Consider the following 19,693-nt stretch of genomic DNA (forward strand, 5'->3'; position numbering starts at 1 on the left):
TAAGAGATATAAACTTAAACAAACTCATCCTTTATTGCAAACATTATGTGAATAAAATGTGATTTAAAATTTGTATAAAGAATATAACGGCGCGTTATGCTCGCTCTAAGCCAATATGCGCCAAGCTGCTTGTGTAGCGCTTATGCCATCGGCGTACGCTCCACCAGCTAAGCACAAAGGCGCTAGTCCAAACGGCAACTAAGCTCGGTACAAAGTAAACGCTGGTGCCACCAACAAGCCCAAGAGGAGAAAACAGTATGTACAGGCTTACAATTAAGCTCACCAATACAATGGCGCAAGGCAACGCGTATTTCCAAGGGCTTAGGTTTACCTCGGCTTTGCGGGTAAATTTCCACGGAGTGGCAAGAGGTTTGTAATAACCAATACCTAACATAATGGCCAGCTCAATAAAAAATAATATGGCGTAAATATGGATAAAGTTAATGTCTACGTCCCACACAAATTTAAGCAAAGTGTAGGCAATAACATGAAATACAATCGCCACTTTAGCGCCCAGTGCAGGTACTTTACGAGTAAATAAACCCACTAACACAATTGTGATGACCGGAATGTTGTAAAATCCGGTAAATACACGAATTATGTGCCACAAACCTTCTGGGGCAAACATCAGTAACGGCGCAGTAATAAACGATAATATAGCAATTACAATACTGGTGGTTTTAGCCACTTTAATTAGCTTTTCGTCGCTTACTTGGTCTTTTTTCATTGGCTTGTAAACATCTAAACAAAACAATGTGGCGGCACTATTTAACAGTGAATTAAACGAGCTAAATACCGCACCTAATAGCACCGCTAAAAAGAACCCTGATAAGTACTGAGGCAGTACATCTTTTACTAAATGTGGGTAGGCTAAATCTATGGTTTGTAAGCTTTCGTGTTTATAAAGGTGATACGCAATTACGCCTGGGATCATCATCATAAAGGGGACTAGTACTTTAAAGTACCCTGAAAACAACACGCCCTTTTGGCCTTCGACTAAGTTTTTAGCGCCCAATGTACGCTGGATCACGTACTGATTGGTGCCCCAGTAAAATAAATTAGCGAGGATCATACCGGTAAAAATGGTACCAAATGGCACGGGATCGTCGCTGCTACCAATGGCGTTGAGCTTTTCGGTATCTGTGTTTACTAGGGTGCTTAAGCCATCGGCAAAGCTACCATCGCCAAGGGCAATGAGGCCAAGTGTTGGCACTAAAATACCAATAATTAATAGCCCAACCCCGTTAATGGTATCCGATACCGCAACCGCCTTTAAACCGCCAAATACCGCATATATAGCGCCCACGGAGCCTACAATAATAATGGTGACAATTAAGCTTGTTTGGTAGCTTAAGTTTAATAGGGTAGGTACATCAAATAACCTAAGAACAGCGATTGATCCTGAGTACAAAACAGAAGGGATCGTTATAAAACAATACCCTACCATAAATAAGATCACCGTCATGCGGCGAACGGTATCGTCAAAACGATCCCGCAAAAATTCAGGCAAGGTAGAAAACGCGCCGGCTAAATACCGCGGTAAAAAGATCAGCGCCATTATAATGGTGGATATCCCAGCAGTTACTTCCCACGCCATAGAACTGAGGTTGTAACCATACGCTGAGCCATTAAGGCCAATAAGTTGTTCGGCCGATAAGTTAGTGAGGATCATTGACCCCGCTATAAATGTACCTGTTAAACCACGCCCCGCTAAAAAGTAGCCGTCTTGGGTGTTAACTTCCCCTTTGGTTTTTTGGTACGAGATATATCCTACCAGCGCCATAAACGCCAGGCACGATAGCAGTGTCATGGTAATGTTCATACCTTCCATCTTGCGCCCCTTTTAGCTTACTTTACTCGGTAAAAAGTAAGCTAATATCTTTATTATTGTGTGTGTTACGTGTGTTGTGTGTGTTTGCTATTTACCGAGTTTTATTTTGGCCAAGCTGTTAGCTGGCTCATGTCTTGCTCTGTGTGTTGAACCTCTGGGCCGAGCATGAGCGTATCGCCTTTACGAACAAATACGGCCATTTGTGTAAGCTCAAGTGTTTCTTCGTAATACTTACCGCCCTCGTAAGTTTGCCCATCAGGAAAGCTCAACCATTCCCCTTGCGGTAAGTAAAATTTAACTTTACCGTTTGGTACTACACATGGCACCACAAGGAGTTTTTCGCCGCACATAAATTGCTGATCAAAACGATGTGCCAATACCTCATCAGGAAATGCCAGTGCCATGGCACGCTGAATAGGCAGCCCTGTTTGCTGCGCTTGCTCTGCACACGCTTGTAAGTACGGAATTAACTGATAGCGTAATTTAAGCGCTGCAAATACGGCGTCACTTGCTTGCTCGGTGTATGACCAGGGTTCGCGTGGGCCAATACCATGTAAACGCATGTGCGCGCTAAATACCGACGCTTGCGCCCAGCGCACATAAAGCTCTGCATCGCGGGTGTCTTTGTAAAAACCGCCAATATCGGTTGCAAAAAATGGCCCGCCCGACATGCCCCACGCTAAGCTACCGCGAATGCTCGCCGCTAAACCTTGCCAATCGGCCTGTGGATCGCCGCCCCATTGTGCAGGGAATCGTTGGCTGCCAGTCCATGCAGAGCGGCTAAACAAAAATGGCCCTGTTTTACAGTATTTTTCGGCGGCTTCATAAACGCAGCGGTTGTATAACATGCTGTATACGTTGTGTAATCTTATACCGCTGTCGCCACTGTGCGATACCATGTTTTCATCTTCTAGCTGTTCGCCAAAGTCTGCTTTTATCATATCTACGCCAAGCTCAAACAGTGGCTTGTGCGATTCGAGCCAGTATTCGTAAGCATCGGGATGAGTAAAATCTAAAATACCCGACTCTGGTAATGGCGTAAGTACTTCACCAAAGGGGCTTAAATCCCACTCGTATTGGTACGCTTTACCTGTGCGTTTATCTTTTATTAGCCAACCGTTTTCGGCCGCTTTAGCAAATAATGGGTTGTTTACCGAGATCATCGGGTATTCCCATACACAAATTTTAAAATCCATGGCTTTTAGTTCATCAAGTACAGGTTTTGGGTCGGCGTAACGTGTTGGGTCCCATTCAAAGGCAAAGCGGGTGTCGGTGTCTTGCCATGCGCGACCATCAAGGGTAATTACATCGCACGGCATGTTTTTAGCGCGTACTTCGCGGGCTACACTTAATAACTCGTCGGCGTCTTTGTAATATGCTTTTGATAAAATAACACCAAAGCTCCACTGTGGTGGCACCGGCGCAAAACCAGTTAGCTCGCAGTAGCGATTAATGCTTTGTGCAGGCGTTTGCTCTTGGTATAAAAATACATCTAATGCGTCGTCTTCTACTAAACACACATAAGCACGTTGCGACCAAAGTGCGTAACCTACGCCATGTGTAACGGGCGCTGGCGTGTGTACAAATAAATTCCAGCCCTCAGGGCTCCAAGCGTATGGCGTATTTTTATAAGATTTTTCGGCGTTTACGCCCAGTGCATCATGGTTGTATGAGCGAATAAGTTGGCCGCGTTTATCAAGCTTGCCCCACTTTTCACCAAGGCCGTATACGGCTTCGTCGTAGTTTAGCTCTAGGCTTAAAATCCAGCCGTTATTGGTTTTAGCCAGTGGTGGTAAACGATGCTGGCGCACAAAGTGGCCATCGGTTGCTGATTGCTGTACTAATTTGTCGTTTTTATAAAGCTTAAAGTAAAACGGGTCGCTGTAAAATTCTAAGCGGTAGTCACCGGCTGTGGCTGCAAAGCCGTGGTCTAATGTATTAAGTGAAAGCGGTAAGTTAGAAGGGGTGGTGGTTAATATTTTAAACGTCTCGTCATGCGTGGAGCCTGCATTTAAACGTAAACCAAACTGGCTTATGGTAACGCTAACCTCGCCAAATTGGGTCGGTAAAACTAGCACATGGCCTTGTAGCTTAGGCTCTGCAATTAAGCGTGCTGGCTCTATAGCGTTCCAGTCTGGCTCACGTAATTCAAATGCATTCATGGGAGTTCCTTAACCAATTATTAGTCTTGTATAAGACACAAGTTAAATAATTGTAATCCCCATGTCAACGTAAATAAATTCAAGTTAAGTTAATTTACGCCCTTGATTTAAAATATACTCGGTGCCGATGTAGCCACCAGCGAAACCCCACTTAAACCCAGCAAAGTAATTGCTATTATACGAATCCATTTTGCATCAACATAAGGCGTTAATTTACGGGCAAAGTGTGTAACTAAAAGCACAAGAGGTATGGCCGCAGCAATTAAAAACATAATATCGAGCTCGGGTAAGGTGCCAAATAGCGCAATACCTACACGTACTATGCCACCAATGGTAAATACCGCAAGTAATGTGCTGCGTATGGCCTCAATAGACCAACTTTGTTTATAGCACTGAAACACCAGCGGCGGCCCCGACGTTGAAAACAGCCCGCCTAGCAAACCACTTACGCCGCCAGCAATTAAAAATGAGCCACGCCCGCTTTGCTTATTGGCTCTATCACGACCAATTAGCATTAAGCCACAGCATAATAAAATACTAATCCCTAAAATAAAGTTTAAAAACTGCGTTAAATGCGCCGACATATATTCAAGCAATATAAAACCTAACAGCATTAGCGGAATACCGGTATACAACATAAGTTTAAGCTCGGGCAGTTTTACTGCACTGCGGTTTTTTACCACCACAGTGGTTGAGTTAACCAAGCCTAATAAGCTGACTAAAAATGTAGTCGCGGTGAGCGGTAAAACATCTAGCAGCGTAAAGCTTGCAACCACCAACAACCCAAAGCCAAACCCGCTTAGCGTTTGCATTATGGTGGCTAGGCTTAGGCACAGCGCCATAAGCAAGATGAGTTCTAACGAAATACTGAGCACTTTAAATATCCTAGATGTGCGCTATTGTAGTGTAACGATTTGTTTTTAGGCATAATGTAAAAACAAACTACACGGCAATAGTTCACAATTAATTGAGCTTGCGCAAAGCTGCGCAAAAGTTTTCACCTATGATATAAATACAGGTGGATTAAATTTAATGGTAAATAACAATGAGTAACTCTATGTTTGATCACAAATTAAGTGGCCCAAGCTTGGCTTTTCAACCACTTTACTTACAAGTGGCTGATTATATTAAACAGCTCATTGTTGAAAGACGCTGGGTGCCTGGCGAAGTATTACCAAGCGAGTTTCGCCTTGCTGAAGAATTTAACGTAAGCCAAGGCACTGTTCGTAAAGCGCTTAATTTATTAACCGACGATAAAATAGTTACTCGTCGCCAAGGTGTTGGTACGTTTGTATCTGAGCACACCGCGCAAGATGCCCTGTTTAGGTTTTTTCCACTGCAGGCTGACGGCAAAGGTGCCGACCTACCTAAAGCCGAGCTATTGTCGGTTGAACTTTGCCCTGCACCAAAAGATGTAATCGATGCCCTGCAACTTAATAAAAAAGACAAAGTTACTAAGCTTGTCCGCAGACGTATTCTCGATAACGAATTTTGCATGACCGAAACTATATACCTACCGCAAAGTTTCTTTCCTGATATACATCAAAGTAGTGATATTCCGCATACATTGTATCATTACTACCAAACCAAATTTAACCAAACCGTACATAAAACCCAAGACAGCATTAAAGCCGTTTTAGCAGATGAAACCGACGCTAAACTACTCGCTATTAAAGCCGGTGACCCACTGTTGTTGGTATCGCGCATTACCGAATCAATCGAAGGTAAACGCATAGAATACCGTTTGAGCAAATGCCGTAGCGATCACTACCACTACCAAATTGAACTTGATTGATACTGTTCATATTAACGCGCACTTAGTAAATATTTTTTAAAGGCAGCAAACGCTGCCTTTTTGCTGCCTGTAGGTTTTTAGCCCCTTTCATTTATTCCTTACGCGTTAACATAGTGTTGACACTGTTAGATTCGTATAATAACTTATGTCTTATACAAGACCAAAGTCATTATGCAATTTTAACAGGAATTCCCAATGAGTTCATTAAATAACATCCCGCCAGTCGGGTTCGGTTTATGGAAAGTAGCACAAGAAGATTGCGCGCAAACAGTGTACCAAGCTATTAAAGCAGGTTACCGTCATCTTGATTGCGCATCAGACTACGGCAACGAAGAACAAGTGGGCGATGGCATAGCCCAAGCAATAAAAGACGGCCTATGTACCCGCGAAGAATTATGGGTTACGTCAAAACTATGGAATACCTTTCATGCGCCAGAGCATGTAGAGCTTGCCATTGATAAAACCTTGAGCGATTTAAAGCTCGACTACCTCGACTTATACTTAATTCACTTTCCGATTGCGCAAACGTTTGTGCCAATCGAAACACGCTACCCGCCAGAATGGTTTGTAGACCCAGATGCACAAAATCCCCAAATGGAGCTGGCAAAAGTGCCACTGCATTTAACGTGGCAAGCAATGGAAGAGCAAGTACATAACAACAAAGCAAAACGCATTGGCGTGTGTAACTACTCAAGCGCACTTATTCACGATTTAATGACCTACGCCACAATTAAACCCGCGATGCTGCAAATTGAGTCGCACCCTTATTTAACCCAAGAGCGACTAGTAAGGCTTGCCAAACAGTATGATATTCCGGTTACGGCGTTTTCACCGCTGGGTGCGCTTTCGTACCTTGAGCTTGAAATGGCCGATCAAACTGAGTCGGTGCTTGAGCAAAGCGTTGTAAAAGCTGCGGCGCAAAACCATGGCAAAACCCCCGCACAAGTTGTGCTGCGCTGGGGCGTGCAACGTGGCACCGCCATTATTCCAAAAACCTCTAAGTTTGAGCGCATGAAAGAAAACCTCGCGCTGTTCGACTTTGAATTAACCGAGCAAGAAATGGCGCAAATTTCTGCGCTTAATAGCAATCGCCGTTTTAACGACCCTGGGCACTTTTGTGAAGCTGCCTTTAACCGTTTTCACCCTATTTACGATTAGGATAATAACATGTCAGCTACCGAACTTAACTATGCCCAAGTGCCTACACAATTAACGTTTGATGACTCGGTTTTTCCGTGCATTGTGGTTAATAACAATAACGCCAGCACCGTTGAAGAAGCGGTAGCTTTTATTCGCGCTCACAAAAGTGAGCTGGCTAAAAAACTTCGCAGCTCAGGCGCTGTATTGTTTAGAGGCTTTCCTATTAATAGCGCCGAGACGTTTGATACGTTTTCAGCAGGATTTGATTACGACAACTTTACGTACCAAGAGTCGCTATCCAATGCGGTACGTATTAACTTTACTGAGCGTGTATTTACCGCTAATGAAGCCCCAAAAGATGTAGAAATTTACCTTCATCACGAAATGGCGCAAACACCTATTTCGCCTAGTAAGCTGTTCTTTTTTTGTAAATCGGCAGCTGAGGAAGGCGGCGCAACGCCACTTTGTCGCTCAGATAAATTATTTAGCGCATTAAAGCAATATGATAGCCAATTAGCCGATGACTTTGAGCAAAAAGGCTTAAAATACACCACTTATATGCCCGCAGCCGACGATGCTACATCGGGTCAAGGGCGCAGCTGGAAAAGCACCCTAAGTGTTGAAACCAAAGAAGAAGCGCACAATAAACTTACTGAGCTAGGTTACGAGTGGGAATGGCTAGAAGATGGCTCCTTAAAAGCAATTACCCCTGTTTTACCCGCTGTACTTACCCTAGAAAACGGCGTCCAGGTTTTTTATAACCAATTAATAGCCGCTTACATGGGCTGGAAAGGCGTACGCGAAAATCCATCGGTTGCTATTACCTTTGGCGATGGCAGCGCTATTCCTAAAGCGGGACTTGAGAAAATTGTTGAGCTATCAAAAGACTATACCTTCGATTTAGCCTGGCAAGATGGCGATGTAGCTTTAGTTGATAACGAAATGGCTATGCATGGCCGTCGCCCATTTACTGGCGAGCGTAAACGCCAAGTACTTGTAGCTCTGACTGCAGCTAACGCCTAATGCAAAGCTTAACCAATGCGCTAAAGGTAAAAATTTCCCCGTTATGGCAAGGCGCTAGTATTGCAGCGATGACTGGCCTTGCCGCTTTATTTTTAAGTGAACACTATGGCGCACCCGCTATGCTATTTGCCTTATTATTAGGCATGGCGGTGTCGTTTTTATATCAAAGTGATAGCCCGTGCGCTAAAGGCATAGACTTTACCGGCACCATGGTTTTACGCGTAGGTATTGTGTTACTGGGGACTCGCATTGCGTTAGGTGATTTAATTACACTGGGTTGGCAAACCGCGTTAATGCTAGCTGGCGCTATATTTACCACCATTATTTTAGGGGTTGTACTTGCCCGAGTATTTGGTTTACAAAAGCGTTTTGGCGCACTTACCGGAGGGTCAGTCGCTATTTGTGGTGCATCGGCAGCACTGGCTATTTCATCTATTATGCCTAATAGCGAGCATAAAGAGCGCGATACGTTACTGACTGTAATTGGCGTAACGGCTATGTCGACCATAGCGATGATTTTATACCCGATTGTGGTTAACTACCTTGAGTTTGACGCCCACAACGCCGGCGTATTTTTAGGTGGCACCATACACGATGTAGCCCAAGTAGTCGGTGCGGGGTATTCGGTATCGCCCGAGGCAGGCGATATAGCAACACTGACTAAACTAGTACGAGTAGCCATGCTGTTGCCTGTAGTACTTATTATGATGGTTGTGATTAACCGCTCAAACAAAAGTAACCATGGCGAGCTGCCAAAAGTACCGGGGTTTTTAATTGGCTTTGTAATTTTAATGATTATAAACAGCACCTTTAACCTGCCGGCAATTGTGCTTGAAACCACCAATGAGCTTTCTCGATTCTTTTTAATTGCCGCCATCGCCGCCATTGGTATGAAAACAAACCTAGGCAAACTCACCGAGGTAGGTTTAAAGCCAATAATAATGATTGTTGCCGAAACCATTTGGATAGCACTGTTAATACTTGGCTTTGTATTGTGTAGCTAAAACCTTGAGTGTATTGAGTAGTTAGGGCGTGTTGATCTTTGCGGATTGAAATTTGTTCAATCTAGGGGTGATTAAATCGCGGCGCGAGATTTGTAACCTAGTGGGCTAAGTAAAAATCGAGTAAAGCTTCCGCGTCCTGCTCACGCCCCTTACCTACATCCATGTAGGCAACAAAGAGTTTATCGCCCCTAGGCAGAACCCAAAGGGCAGCGCATGTTTGGCATTTATGCTGCGTTATCGCCTATTTATGTGAAATAACCACACTTCATAGGCTCTGCCTTGCCTAAAAACCAAACATACTGCTGCAAATTCAACCATCAAAGTTCAACACGCCCTAAGCATTAAACCTTGAGCGTATTGAGTGGATTGCCTACAATAGCGCATCACTTTTTAATAAAGATTAAAATCATGACCGATTCAACAAAACCAGCATTACCTGATCAGCTTTCTATTAATCCTCGCAGCAAACACTACATAGAAGAAGTGTTTGAACACGAAATTGGCGTAAAGCTAAACGGTAAAGAGCGCTTTGATGTAGAAGAGTACTGCATTAGCGAAGGTTGGATTAAAATTGCCGCACCTAAAGCGCTAGACCGCCGCGGCCAACCTTTACTTATGAAAGTAAAAGGCACGGTAGAGGTATTTTATAAGTAAGGTTTAGCCTACTAAAACAAGCGACTCTCCTGAGATGTCGCTTTTTTTATACCTATTGAAAAGCATTGAGCTTTTTTCATGTGAATAATGATGAAGTTTCATTATGATTTTATAAAAAACATGGTTGAATAGCGCCATATTGTACAGATACACAAAGGCTTGTTATGAATAAACTCACTATTTTAGATGGCGGCATGGGACGCGAACTTAAGCGCATGGGTGCGCCGTTCACACAGCCACTATGGAGTGCGCAAGCATTAATAGAAGCTCCGCACTTTGTAACGCAGGCTCACCAAGGTTTTATAGAGGCCGGCGCTGAAATAATTACCGCAAATAGCTACGCCTGTGTACCCTTTCATTTAGGTGAAGCGCTATATCAAGCTCAAGGCGCAGCTATTGCACAGCAAGCGGCGGTTATCGCAAAAGAAGTTGCTCAAAACGCTAAACAAAATATATTAGTAGCGGGTTCATTACCCCCCGCTTTTGGCTCTTACCGCCCTGAACTATTTGAAAGTAAGCGCGCATTTACTATTTTAGATACGCTATACAAGGCGCAAGACGAGCACGTAGATTTATGGATTGGCGAAACCATATCGAGCATTGAAGAAGCGCACGTTATGGCAAGCGTACTTAAAGGCTCAAACAAACCATGTTATTACGCATTTACCTTAAATGATGTGGTGAGTGAGCAAGCTAAACTTCGATCTGGTGAGCTTGTAAGTGACGCAGTAGCGGCTTTGCTTGAACAAAATGTTGCGGGTATTTTCTTTAATTGCTCAATTCCTGAGGTTATAGAGCAAGCCTTTAGTGATACTAACGCAGTATTAGCCAAGCAAAATAAAAGCGTTGTTTTAGGCGCATTTGCTAATGGCTTTACACCTATCGCGCATGATTACAAAGCCAACGAAGGCTCACAAGCGTACCGCGATATTTCACCTTTAGAGTACCTAGATTTTGCAAAAACGTGGTACAGCCAAGGCGCAAGCATTATTGGTGGCTGCTGTGGCATAGGCCCAGAATTTATTGAAGTACTGGCAAACTGGAAACAACAACTTAAAAGCGCTTAAGCTTTAGTGTTTTTATAAATATTTAAATATTAGGGCTTATTTGCTATTGCCTCATTCCCAGCACCCAATCAAGCCCTTGTATGGCCGTAGTAGGAAATGCGGTTGCATGGCTCGCCCCTTCAATAACAACGCTTTTTAGTTCAATATTATCACTGCTAAGTGCATTAATTTTTTGCGTTAATTGCTTTGCCCCTGCCACCATATTTTGCCCTTCACCAAAGCTTGGCGTTTCCTTTGCGCCTACCGATATATAAACCTTTGTAGGCAATTTAGGTTTATTTGCTTGAAGCGCTAAAATTGCATTGTTATTAAACCAAACTGATGGGCTGCCAATTATATAATTGTTAAATAAATCGGGCATGGTAAATAAAATAGTGGCACCAAATAAGCCACCTAAAGAGTTACCTATATAGGTTTTTTGTGTGTTACTTGCTCTGTAATTTTTTTGTATAAACGGCAGTACAGTATTTTTTAAAAACAGCGCATGATTTTTCGCGTTACCGGTTTGTTTTTTCCAGCTTTGAGCCTTACTTGGGGTGTAGTCTCTAATTCGGCTGTTGGCGCCTTTTGAGCCCTTTTCGTAACTAATGGCCACAATAATAGCCTGCTGCATTTTGCCACTATTCATAGGAAACCGTGTGGCGCCTGCCACAATAGGAAACGTATACGGTGCATCGGTTAAATAAATAACCGGATATATTTTTTCAGGGTACTTTTTATATGACTTAGGAAGCTGAATAAAAACAGGGTATACCCGATTGGTCACGGGCTCAGTGAGTTCTATAACGCTGCTTCTAGGGATTTGGTAGGGGGTATTTGCGCTTAATTTAAAACACATTAAAGCGCAAAGTAACAGCAGGGATTTTAAAACGGTATTCATTAACCTAAGCCAAGCGTAATAAACTAATATTTAATGACTACTTTAACTCACTTTTAGCTTTAGGCTATTAAAAAAACAAAGTTAAATATTAAAAGGCAGTGCTACATGTTAGCTGTTTGTAGCACTGATAGCGCTAAACTGCCTGATCAGATTCATCGCCTGAACACGGGCAGTTATCGTCATTCTGTTTAAGGCATTGTTGATAATTAAACCAATGAGCTACAGCTATAAAAGCCGATCCTATTAAAGTAAGCGCTTTTTCGGCTATTTCATGCCCTAGCAATACCGCACATATCATAAAAGACAGTCCAATAATGCCGCAAGCCATATAACGTTTACGCTTGTGCTTTTTACAGCCTAAGCTCAATGCTAATAAACTGGTGGGTAATACCGCCGCAAGAATCCATAAATGAAATTGTTCACTATCTATTTGCAGTACAGCAAAGCTTGGCAATAGCGCTAAAATAACCGGGGTTGCAAAACAATGTACTGTACACATTAACGATAACCCAATCGCCATACGATCCATAACACTTTGACTCGACTTCATTATTTCCTCTACTAAATTAGTGCCTCTACTCAAAAGCGTTACCTTTAAGGAGACATTTTAGTAACAACAGTTAATTACTATTGATACATTATAACATTTCTCGCATAATTGATATAATATAACATCCAACAAGGTAGTCAAATGAAACGTAGATCTCAATTAGCTGTTCTCATCGCAGCTTTATTACCAGCAAGTGTGCTGGCATCAACAATTGAAGGCGTGGTTTTAAATAATCAAGGTAAAGCGGTTAATAATGCAACGGTAGAAGTTGAAGGCTCAGACCTTAAAGTCACCACCGACGAAAACGGTAAATTTGTACTAACCGAGTTAAACAATGGCTTAAAAGAGCTTCATATTGTAGCCCCTGGTTATGCGCATCTTCATCGCGACATAACAATAATTGGCGATGAAAACCAGTCGGTTACGTTTAATTTAACGCGCTCGCCTATTGAAGTTATTGATATTGAAGCAACCCCTATTCATATGTCGGCAATGGAATCTGCCTCACCTGTTAGTGTTTTATCTGGCGAACAATTAAGGCGCCAACAAGCTGCAACCCTTGGCGACAGCCTTGAAAAACTCCCAGGCGTTAATACAAATTTTCACGGTAAAGTAGCCAGCACGCCTATTATTCGTGGTTTGAGCGGCCCGCGTGTACTTATTACTCAAAATGGCCTTGATGTAAGTGATGTGTCGCGCGTTGGCCCCGATCACTCTGTTGCATCAGAGGCGTCTACCGCTCAACAAATTGAAGTTTTACGCGGCCCTGCAACGCTATTTTATGGCAGTGGCGCCATTGGTGGTGTGGTTAATGTGGTAGATAACCGTGTTCCAACCGACAGTACAACTCGCGGCGAGTGGAACCTAGAACATAACTCTGCTGATAACCAAAAAGTGGCCTCGTTTAATGCCACCACAGGCACAGACTCGGTGGCTTTTTACGCCGATGCGTTTTGGCGTGAAGCCGACGACTACGAGGTGCCTGTAGCTGCCGATATAGATAGTGACGGTGAAGAGCAAAGTGGCGATTACAAAGTTGAAAACAGTTATGAAGAGTCTGACGGTTTTACTGTTGGCGCTAGCTATTTAATGGATAACGGCTTTATTGGCTTAGCAGTAGAGCAATTTAATCGTCAATACGGTATTCCGGGCCATACGCACGGCGAGGAAGAAGAGCACAGCGACGAAGAAGAAAGCGTATTTGCTGATTTAGAGCAAACTAAAGTGCAATTATTAGGTGAGTACAACCTAGATAATAAATGGCTAAACAAAGTAAACCTGCGCGTTGGCCACACCGACTACGAACACGCTGAAATTGAAGGTGGCGCTGTAGGCACCACATTTAAAAACGAAACAAACGAATTTCGTATAGACCTACTACATAACCAATTTAACGAGTGGAATGGCGGCATTAGCTTTCATTACAAACAAAGCGATGTTGAAGCACAAGGTGAAGAGGCCTTTACGCCGCCATCAGAAACAGAAAGCTTTGCTGTAGCACTAATGGAAGAAAGGCACTTTGGTGATTTTTTAGTGCAGCTAGGTGGGCGTATTGAGCGTGTAACCATTGAAGCAGGCGATGTATTACTAGCAAATATTGACGCTCACGCACATGATGAAGCAGAAGAAGCCGACGAGCATGATCACGACCATGAAGAAAGCGCAGAAACCACGCGCGTATTTGACGTAGAGCATGAATTTACGCCAATCAGTTTATCGGCAGGCGTAGTGTGGGATTTTACACCTAACTATAATTTAGGGCTGTCGGTATCGCGCTCTGAACGTGCGCCCTCTGCCTCTGAGTTGTTATCGTTTGGGCCACACATTGGTACTGGCACTTACGAAGTAGGTGCACTATTTGATTTAGATGAAGACGGCCATTTGGGTTTATCTAGTCAAGCAATTGATTTGGAAACAGCCAATAATATCGATTTAACCCTGCGTAAAACCCAAGGTGATGTTGGCTTTATTTTAAATGCCTTTTACAACCAAGTAGATAATTACTATTACCAAATAGACACCGGTTTATTCGCTGAAAGTGGCCACGACCATGGTGATGAAGAAGAAGGGGCTGACGAACACGACCATTCATCAGAACTGCCTGTTTATTTATTTAAAACAGACGATGTAATTTTACACGGATTTGAAGCGCAAATTGCGTGGCAATTAACCGATGAATTTAAAGTAGATTTATTCTCAGATTATGTGCGTGCACGCCTTAAAGACGGCGGCGATTTACCCCGTACTCCACCGCTTCGTTTTGGCAGCGAGTTAAGCTATCAAACAGATAAACTCAGTGCGCATATTCACGTTACTCGCTATCAAAAGCAAGACCGCACAGCCCCACAAGAAACAGCCACAAACGGCTACACATTGGTTGATGCAAGCATCTCTTACGACCTTTCAGTATTAAACCAAGATATGTCTGTTTACCTGCGTGGCAGCAACTTAACAGATACAGAAGCACGCGTGCACAGCTCGTTTGTAAAAGATATAGCACCACGTCCAGGACGTAGCTTTGCACTAGGCATTCGCGGTTATTTTTAAGCATTAAAAAATTATAATTAAAGGAAATAAACATGAAAAAACTATACAAATTAAAGCTTATTGCGCTGGCTATTAGCACTACATTTATTACAGCCTGTGGCGATGCAGAAACCAATATTGTAGAAAAAGATCCTATTGTTGTAGAAGACGAGCACGATCATGACGATGATGATCACGACCATGATGATGGCTACACAATTGATTCATTGGGCAGATTAGCTGTGCTTGCAGGCAACAGCAACGAAGCCCACTTTTATGATCTAGATGACAACTCACTTCTTGAAACATTTACCCTGACGAATGATTCAAGCACGTTGTCGTCATCACCTGATTTTCGTTATGCCGTTATTGCAAGCCGCGCACAAGATTACTTAGGCTTTATTGATGGTGGTTTATGGCGTGAAGACCACGGCGAGCATTTACACGACTACGAGCAAAGCCCAGCGGCTAGCAGTTATGAGCTAACAAGTGGCAGCCGCCCTACTCACCTTGTAAAACACGACGGCCAATTAGCTGTTTTTTATGATGGTGATGCAGACTCAGGCACGGTTGCCTCTGTTGAAGTATTAACAGATAGCGACATAACAAGCGCAACAGCAACGCTACCGGGTATTAGCTACGATATTAATATGCACGGCGTAGCAGAGCCCCGCGGTGAGCATTTATTATCAACACTTCGCCGTGATGACAGCGAAAGCACATCGGTTGCTAAAGTACTGCCAGACCAAGTAGGTGTTTATCATTTTCATGATGGTGAATACGAGCTTGAACAAACCTTAGACCTTACGTGTCCTGATTTACACGGCGCGGCACAAAACCACGACTACGTGGCATTTGGCTGTAGCGATGGTGTATTATTAGCCCACCAGCACGATGATGAATACGAAGCTGAAAAAATAGCGAATATTGCAGCCGTTGGCGATTTACGTATTGGTAGTATTTATGGCCACGAAGACAGCGAGACCTTTATTGGCGTAGCATCTGGCCATGGTGGCGGCGAAGCCGTAATTGTAACTATTAACCCAACAACAGCACAAATGGAAGAACTAGAATGGCAACTAGCCGATGGCGCAAGTGCTGTGTCGTACTCTTTTTCTGCCCATGGCGAGCACTTTTTAATATTAGACAGCTTAGGCTTTTTAAATGTATTTAGCGCACACGACCATGATGGCGAAATGCATTGGGAGCTTGAAGGCCAAGTGGATATTACCGAGCAAGACGTATTAACCATGCCAGAGGGCATGAGCTTTAGCATGACAGTGGCGCAAAATGGTCAGTTTGCTTATGTAGCCGACCCTATTGCTCAGCACGTTGTGCAAGTACATCTTGAAGACCTAGAAATTGAAAGTGAGGTTGAGCTTACTTTTGCTCCTAGTGCAATTACTTGGCTTGGTATTGCGCAAGAGGAAGAAGAAGGCGATCACGACCACTAATTTCACTCTTTAAAAAAGAGTACTCCCTTGAAGGTTGGCGTTTTAATGCCAACCTTTTTTTATTCACATTTTGTAACAGACCTTTTATCGCAAGTGCATCGCTATTTATAACCTTATTGTTATGATGTAACAGCTATTAATATAGGATGTAATCCCATGAAAAAATTAACAACATTGGCGCTTGCCTTGGCTGCGGTTATTGCACCGAGCGTATCAGCCTATGAAACTAAAGACACTCGCTTACTACGCTTTCCTGATATTCATAACCAAAACGTGACCTTTGTTTACAGCGGCGATATTTATATTGCTAATACACAAACCGGCGAAAGCAAACGTTTAACCGACCACATTGGTTTTGAAACATTTCCTAAGTTTTCACCTGATGGTAAGCGCATTGCGTTTTCGGCTGAGTATAACGGCAGCCGCCAAGTATATGTGATCAACAGCGATGGCTCAGGCCTTAAGCAACTTACCTACTACAACGATGTTGGCCCAATGCCGCCGCGTGGTGGTTTTGATTACCGCGTTTTAGATTGGACCGCCGATGGTAAAAATGTGGTGTTTAGAGCTAACCGCACACCGTGGGGCAAACGTATGGGTCGCCCTTATATGGTTCCTGCCGACGGTGGCCTTGAGCAACCTTTAGCTATTCCAGAAACGGGCGGCGGTATGCTCTCGCCAGATGGCAGTAAGTATGTTTATACGCCCATTGACCGTGAGTTTCGTACTTGGAAACGCACCCGTGGCGGCCGTGCGCAAGACGTATGGGTTTACGATTTAGAAAAAAACATCTCAGAGCAACTGACTACTAACCGCGCAACCGATCAGCAACCTACCTGGGTTGGCGACAATATTTATTTTGTATCTGATCGTGACTACACACTAAATCTTTACCAATACCGCAAAGGCAATGAGCCTAAAAAGCTTACCAACTTTAAAGACTTTGACGTACTTTGGCCTTCAGCAGGCCCTAATGCGGTTGTGTATGAAAACGGCGGTTACTTATATCGCTTTGACGCAAAAACACAAAAAAGCACTAAGCTGAGCATTAACATTGCCGGTGTGCGCCAATACGCTATGCCGTACAGCAAAAATGTGAGCGACTTTATTGACTCTATGTCGATTTCTCATGATGGCAAACGTGCTGTATTTACAGCCCGTGGCGAGCTATTTAGCGTACCCGTTAAACAAGGCCCTACGCGTAACTTATCGTACACTCAAAAAAGCCGTGAAATAGACGCAAGCTGGTCGCCAAATGGGCGTTACATTGCTTACATGAGCGATGAAAGCGGCGAGTACGAAATTTACCTAAAAGATCGCAGTAAAAATAATGCCATTAAACAACTAACTAGTAATGGCACTATTTGGCGCTTTACGCCTATTTGGTCACCCGATAGCACTAAGTTGTTGTTTGCAGATAAAAACCACACACTGTGGTGGTTAGATGCAAAATCGGGCAAGCAACACAAAATTGATACCGGTATTTACGACGAAGACGGCATTACTCAATATACGTGGTCGCCTAATAGCCAAGATATTGTGTATGTAAAAAATAACGAAAACCGTTATGCATCGCTTTGGCACTACAACCTTAAAAAGAAAAAGGTAACGCGCCTAACAGACGAAATGAGTAATGAGCAAAACCCAACCTTTTCGCCAGATGGCCAATATCTTTACTTTAGCTCTGAGCGCGACTTTAACCTTGCGTTTAGCAGCTACGAGTTTGACTACATGTTTAACCGCGCCACCCGTATTTATGCGGCCGCTGTAAACAACAGCGTTAAACCGCTTATCGCCTTACAAAGTGACGAAACCACGATTGTAAAAGATAAAGACGATGAAAAAGAAGACGACAAAAAAGTTAAAAACGCACTGCAAAGCAGCGACTTTATGCAGCGTGTTACCGCACTTAATGCACCCGCGGGCAATTACCGTGGCTTAACCGCAGTAAAAGGCGGCGTGCTTACACTTGCTAATGGTGGTTTACAACTTATAGGCACCGAGCACGATAGCGAGCTAGAAACCGTGGCTAAAGGTGTTAGCAGTTACACTATATCGAGCAACAGCGAGCACCTACTTGTACATACCAGTGGCGGTTACAGCTTAATTGAGCCTAAACCAAAGCAAGACCTAGACGCCAATAAGCTCGATTTAAGTAAAATGACGCTTAAAATTGACCCGCAAGCTGAGTGGCAGCAAATGTATGTAGAAGGCTGGCGCACCCTGCGCGACTGGTTCTACGACGAAAACCACCACGGTCAAGATTGGGATGCTATTTTAGCTAAATACCAACCTATGGCTGATGCTATTAGCCACCGTAGCGACCTTGATTATGTACTGAGTGAAATTGCTGGCGAAATTAACTCAGGCCATATTTACGTGCAATCGGGCGATATGCCAAAAGCCGAACGTAAAAAACACGGCTTATTAGGCGCTAAGCTTGCAAGCGATCCATCGGGTTATGTAAAAATAGAGAAAATCTTCAAAGGTGAAAACTGGCATGACGATTTCCGTTCACCACTGGGGACTACAGGCGTAAAAGCACATAACGGCGATTACATAATTGCGGTAAACGGCCGCTCGGTTAAAGACGTTGCTAACTTTTACGAACTCCTTGAAAACACCCAAGGCGAGCAAGTAGAGCTGGTGCTAAACAGCAAGCCGCGTAGCAAAGGCGCATGGCAAGTAACTGTAAAACCAGTAGCCAGTGAGCAAGGTTTACGTTATTTAGAGTGGGTTAACTCGCGTGCAGCCTACGTTAATAAGTTATCAAATGGGCGCATTGGCTACGTACACCTGCCAAATACAGCATATGAAGGTAACCGCGCCATGTTTAAAAACTACATGCCGCAAACCACTAAAGACGCCATGATTATTGATGACCGATACAACGGTGGTGGCTTTATTCCTGAGCACATGATCACTTGGCTTGCACGTAAACCACTTAACTACTGGAAACGTCGAGGCACCGAGCCCACTAAAACGCCACAGTTTGCACACGACGGCCCAAAAGCCATGCTAATAAACGGCTATTCAAGTTCAGGCGGTGATGCAATTCCTTACTACTTCCGCCAAGCGGGGTTAGGTAAGCTAATTGGTACGCGTACGTGGGGTGGCTTAATTGGTATTTCTGGTAACCCTAGCCTTGTAGATGGCGGGCAAGTCATTGCGGCTACTTTCCGTATTTTAGATACCCAAGGTAACTGGATTATAGAAAACGAAGGCGTTGCACCTGATATTAAAGTAATTGACCGCCCAGAACTCATTTACAAAGGCCAAGATCCATCTATAGAACGTGCTGTACAGGAGTTATTAAAGGAGCTTAAAGCAAACCCTAAGCAACCTTTAGTGGTGCCACCAGCACCGTCTAAATTTTAATTTTCTGTATAGCTAAATAAGCTAGGGCGTGTTGATCTTTGATGGTTGAATTTGCAGCAGCATGTTTGGTTTTTAGGCAAGGCAGAGCCTATGTAGTGTGGTTATTCCCCATAAATAGGCGATAACGCAGCATAAATGCCAAACATGCGCTGCCCTCTGGGTTCTTTCTAGGGACGATTGACTCTTTGTTGCTCGGTTTTTACTTAGCCCAAGGTTACAAACCTCGCGC

The 19,693-nt window shown here is 43.6% G+C and carries 14 protein-coding genes; 9 read left to right on the plus strand and 5 right to left on the minus strand.

Going from position 1 to position 19,693, the window contains the following annotated elements:
• Window positions 1-94 precede the first annotated feature (94 nt).
• The 3 genes from AN393_RS09100 to AN393_RS09110 all read right to left on the minus strand — a co-directional run bounded on the left by AN393_RS09100 (window position 95) and on the right by AN393_RS09110 (window position 4,868).
• Complete coding sequence (locus AN393_RS09100) at window positions 95-1,831, minus strand: solute:sodium symporter family transporter (RefSeq protein ID WP_200909029.1); 1,737 nt, start codon at window positions 1,829-1,831, stop codon at window positions 95-97.
• 101 nt (window positions 1,832-1,932) lie between these two features.
• Window positions 1,933-3,993, minus strand: a complete 2,061-nt coding sequence (locus tag AN393_RS09105) for an alpha-xylosidase (RefSeq protein WP_055017900.1) — start codon at window positions 3,991-3,993, stop codon at window positions 1,933-1,935.
• Window positions 3,994-4,100: 107 nt separating this feature from the next.
• On the minus strand, window positions 4,101-4,868 hold the full coding sequence (locus AN393_RS09110; protein ID WP_235576193.1) for a sulfite exporter TauE/SafE family protein: 768 nt from the start codon (window positions 4,866-4,868) through the stop codon (window positions 4,101-4,103).
• Window positions 4,869-5,038: 170 nt separating this feature from the next.
• Here AN393_RS09110 and AN393_RS09115 point away from each other — a divergent pair, with 170 nt between their 5' ends.
• The 6 genes from AN393_RS09115 to AN393_RS09140 all read left to right on the plus strand — a co-directional run bounded on the left by AN393_RS09115 (window position 5,039) and on the right by AN393_RS09140 (window position 10,676).
• Window positions 5,039-5,788 (plus strand): GntR family transcriptional regulator, encoded by a 750-nt coding sequence (locus AN393_RS09115; RefSeq protein WP_055015513.1) that lies wholly within the window; start codon window positions 5,039-5,041, stop codon window positions 5,786-5,788.
• 195 nt (window positions 5,789-5,983) lie between these two features.
• Window positions 5,984-6,946, plus strand: coding sequence for an aldo/keto reductase (locus tag AN393_RS09120; protein WP_029773103.1), 963 nt, complete (start codon window positions 5,984-5,986; stop codon window positions 6,944-6,946).
• A gap of 9 nt (window positions 6,947-6,955) precedes the next feature.
• Entirely contained in the window at window positions 6,956-7,951 is a 996-nt protein-coding gene (locus AN393_RS09125; RefSeq protein WP_055015512.1) for a TauD/TfdA family dioxygenase, read from the plus strand.
• Window positions 7,951-8,955, plus strand: a complete 1,005-nt coding sequence (locus tag AN393_RS09130) for a YeiH family protein (protein WP_055017901.1) — start codon at window positions 7,951-7,953, stop codon at window positions 8,953-8,955. The genes AN393_RS09125 and AN393_RS09130 overlap by 1 nt, the downstream gene beginning before the upstream one ends.
• A 408-nt stretch (window positions 8,956-9,363) precedes the next feature.
• Complete coding sequence (locus AN393_RS09135) at window positions 9,364-9,609, plus strand: DUF3297 family protein (RefSeq protein WP_055016889.1); 246 nt, start codon at window positions 9,364-9,366, stop codon at window positions 9,607-9,609.
• A 164-nt stretch (window positions 9,610-9,773) separates the two neighbouring features.
• Complete coding sequence (locus AN393_RS09140; RefSeq protein WP_055017902.1) at window positions 9,774-10,676, plus strand: homocysteine S-methyltransferase family protein; 903 nt, start codon at window positions 9,774-9,776, stop codon at window positions 10,674-10,676.
• 43 nt (window positions 10,677-10,719) lie between these two features.
• Here AN393_RS09140 and AN393_RS09145 read toward each other — a convergent pair whose 3' ends face one another.
• Both AN393_RS09145 and AN393_RS09150 read right to left on the minus strand, forming a co-directional pair.
• Window positions 10,720-11,556: an alpha/beta hydrolase gene (locus tag AN393_RS09145; RefSeq protein ID WP_055017903.1), complete on the minus strand. Its 837-nt coding sequence runs from the start codon at window positions 11,554-11,556 to the stop codon at window positions 10,720-10,722.
• Window positions 11,557-11,689: 133 nt separating this feature from the next.
• Window positions 11,690-12,106 carry a MerC domain-containing protein gene (locus tag AN393_RS09150; RefSeq protein WP_055017904.1) on the minus strand — a complete coding sequence of 139 codons (417 nt, stop codon included), beginning with the start codon at window positions 12,104-12,106 and terminating at the stop codon, window positions 11,690-11,692.
• A 141-nt stretch (window positions 12,107-12,247) separates the two neighbouring features.
• On the opposite strand from AN393_RS09150, the gene AN393_RS09155 reads away from it, so the two are divergent.
• The 3 genes from AN393_RS09155 (at window position 12,248) to AN393_RS09165 (ending at window position 19,464) form a co-directional block, all read left to right on the plus strand.
• Window positions 12,248-14,653, plus strand: a complete 2,406-nt coding sequence (locus AN393_RS09155; RefSeq protein ID WP_055017905.1) for a TonB-dependent receptor — start codon at window positions 12,248-12,250, stop codon at window positions 14,651-14,653.
• Window positions 14,654-14,685: 32 nt separating this feature from the next.
• On the plus strand, window positions 14,686-16,086 hold the full coding sequence (locus AN393_RS09160) for a hypothetical protein (protein WP_055016894.1): 1,401 nt from the start codon (window positions 14,686-14,688) through the stop codon (window positions 16,084-16,086).
• Between the two features lie 156 nt (window positions 16,087-16,242).
• Window positions 16,243-19,464 carry a S41 family peptidase gene (locus AN393_RS09165; protein WP_082422693.1) on the plus strand — a complete coding sequence of 1,074 codons (3,222 nt, stop codon included), beginning with the start codon at window positions 16,243-16,245 and terminating at the stop codon, window positions 19,462-19,464.
• Window positions 19,465-19,693 lie beyond the last annotated feature (229 nt).

It is taken from the genome of Pseudoalteromonas sp. P1-25, from assembly GCF_001401805.1.
In the GTDB taxonomy this organism is placed as follows: Bacteria; Pseudomonadota; Gammaproteobacteria; order Enterobacterales; family Alteromonadaceae; genus Pseudoalteromonas.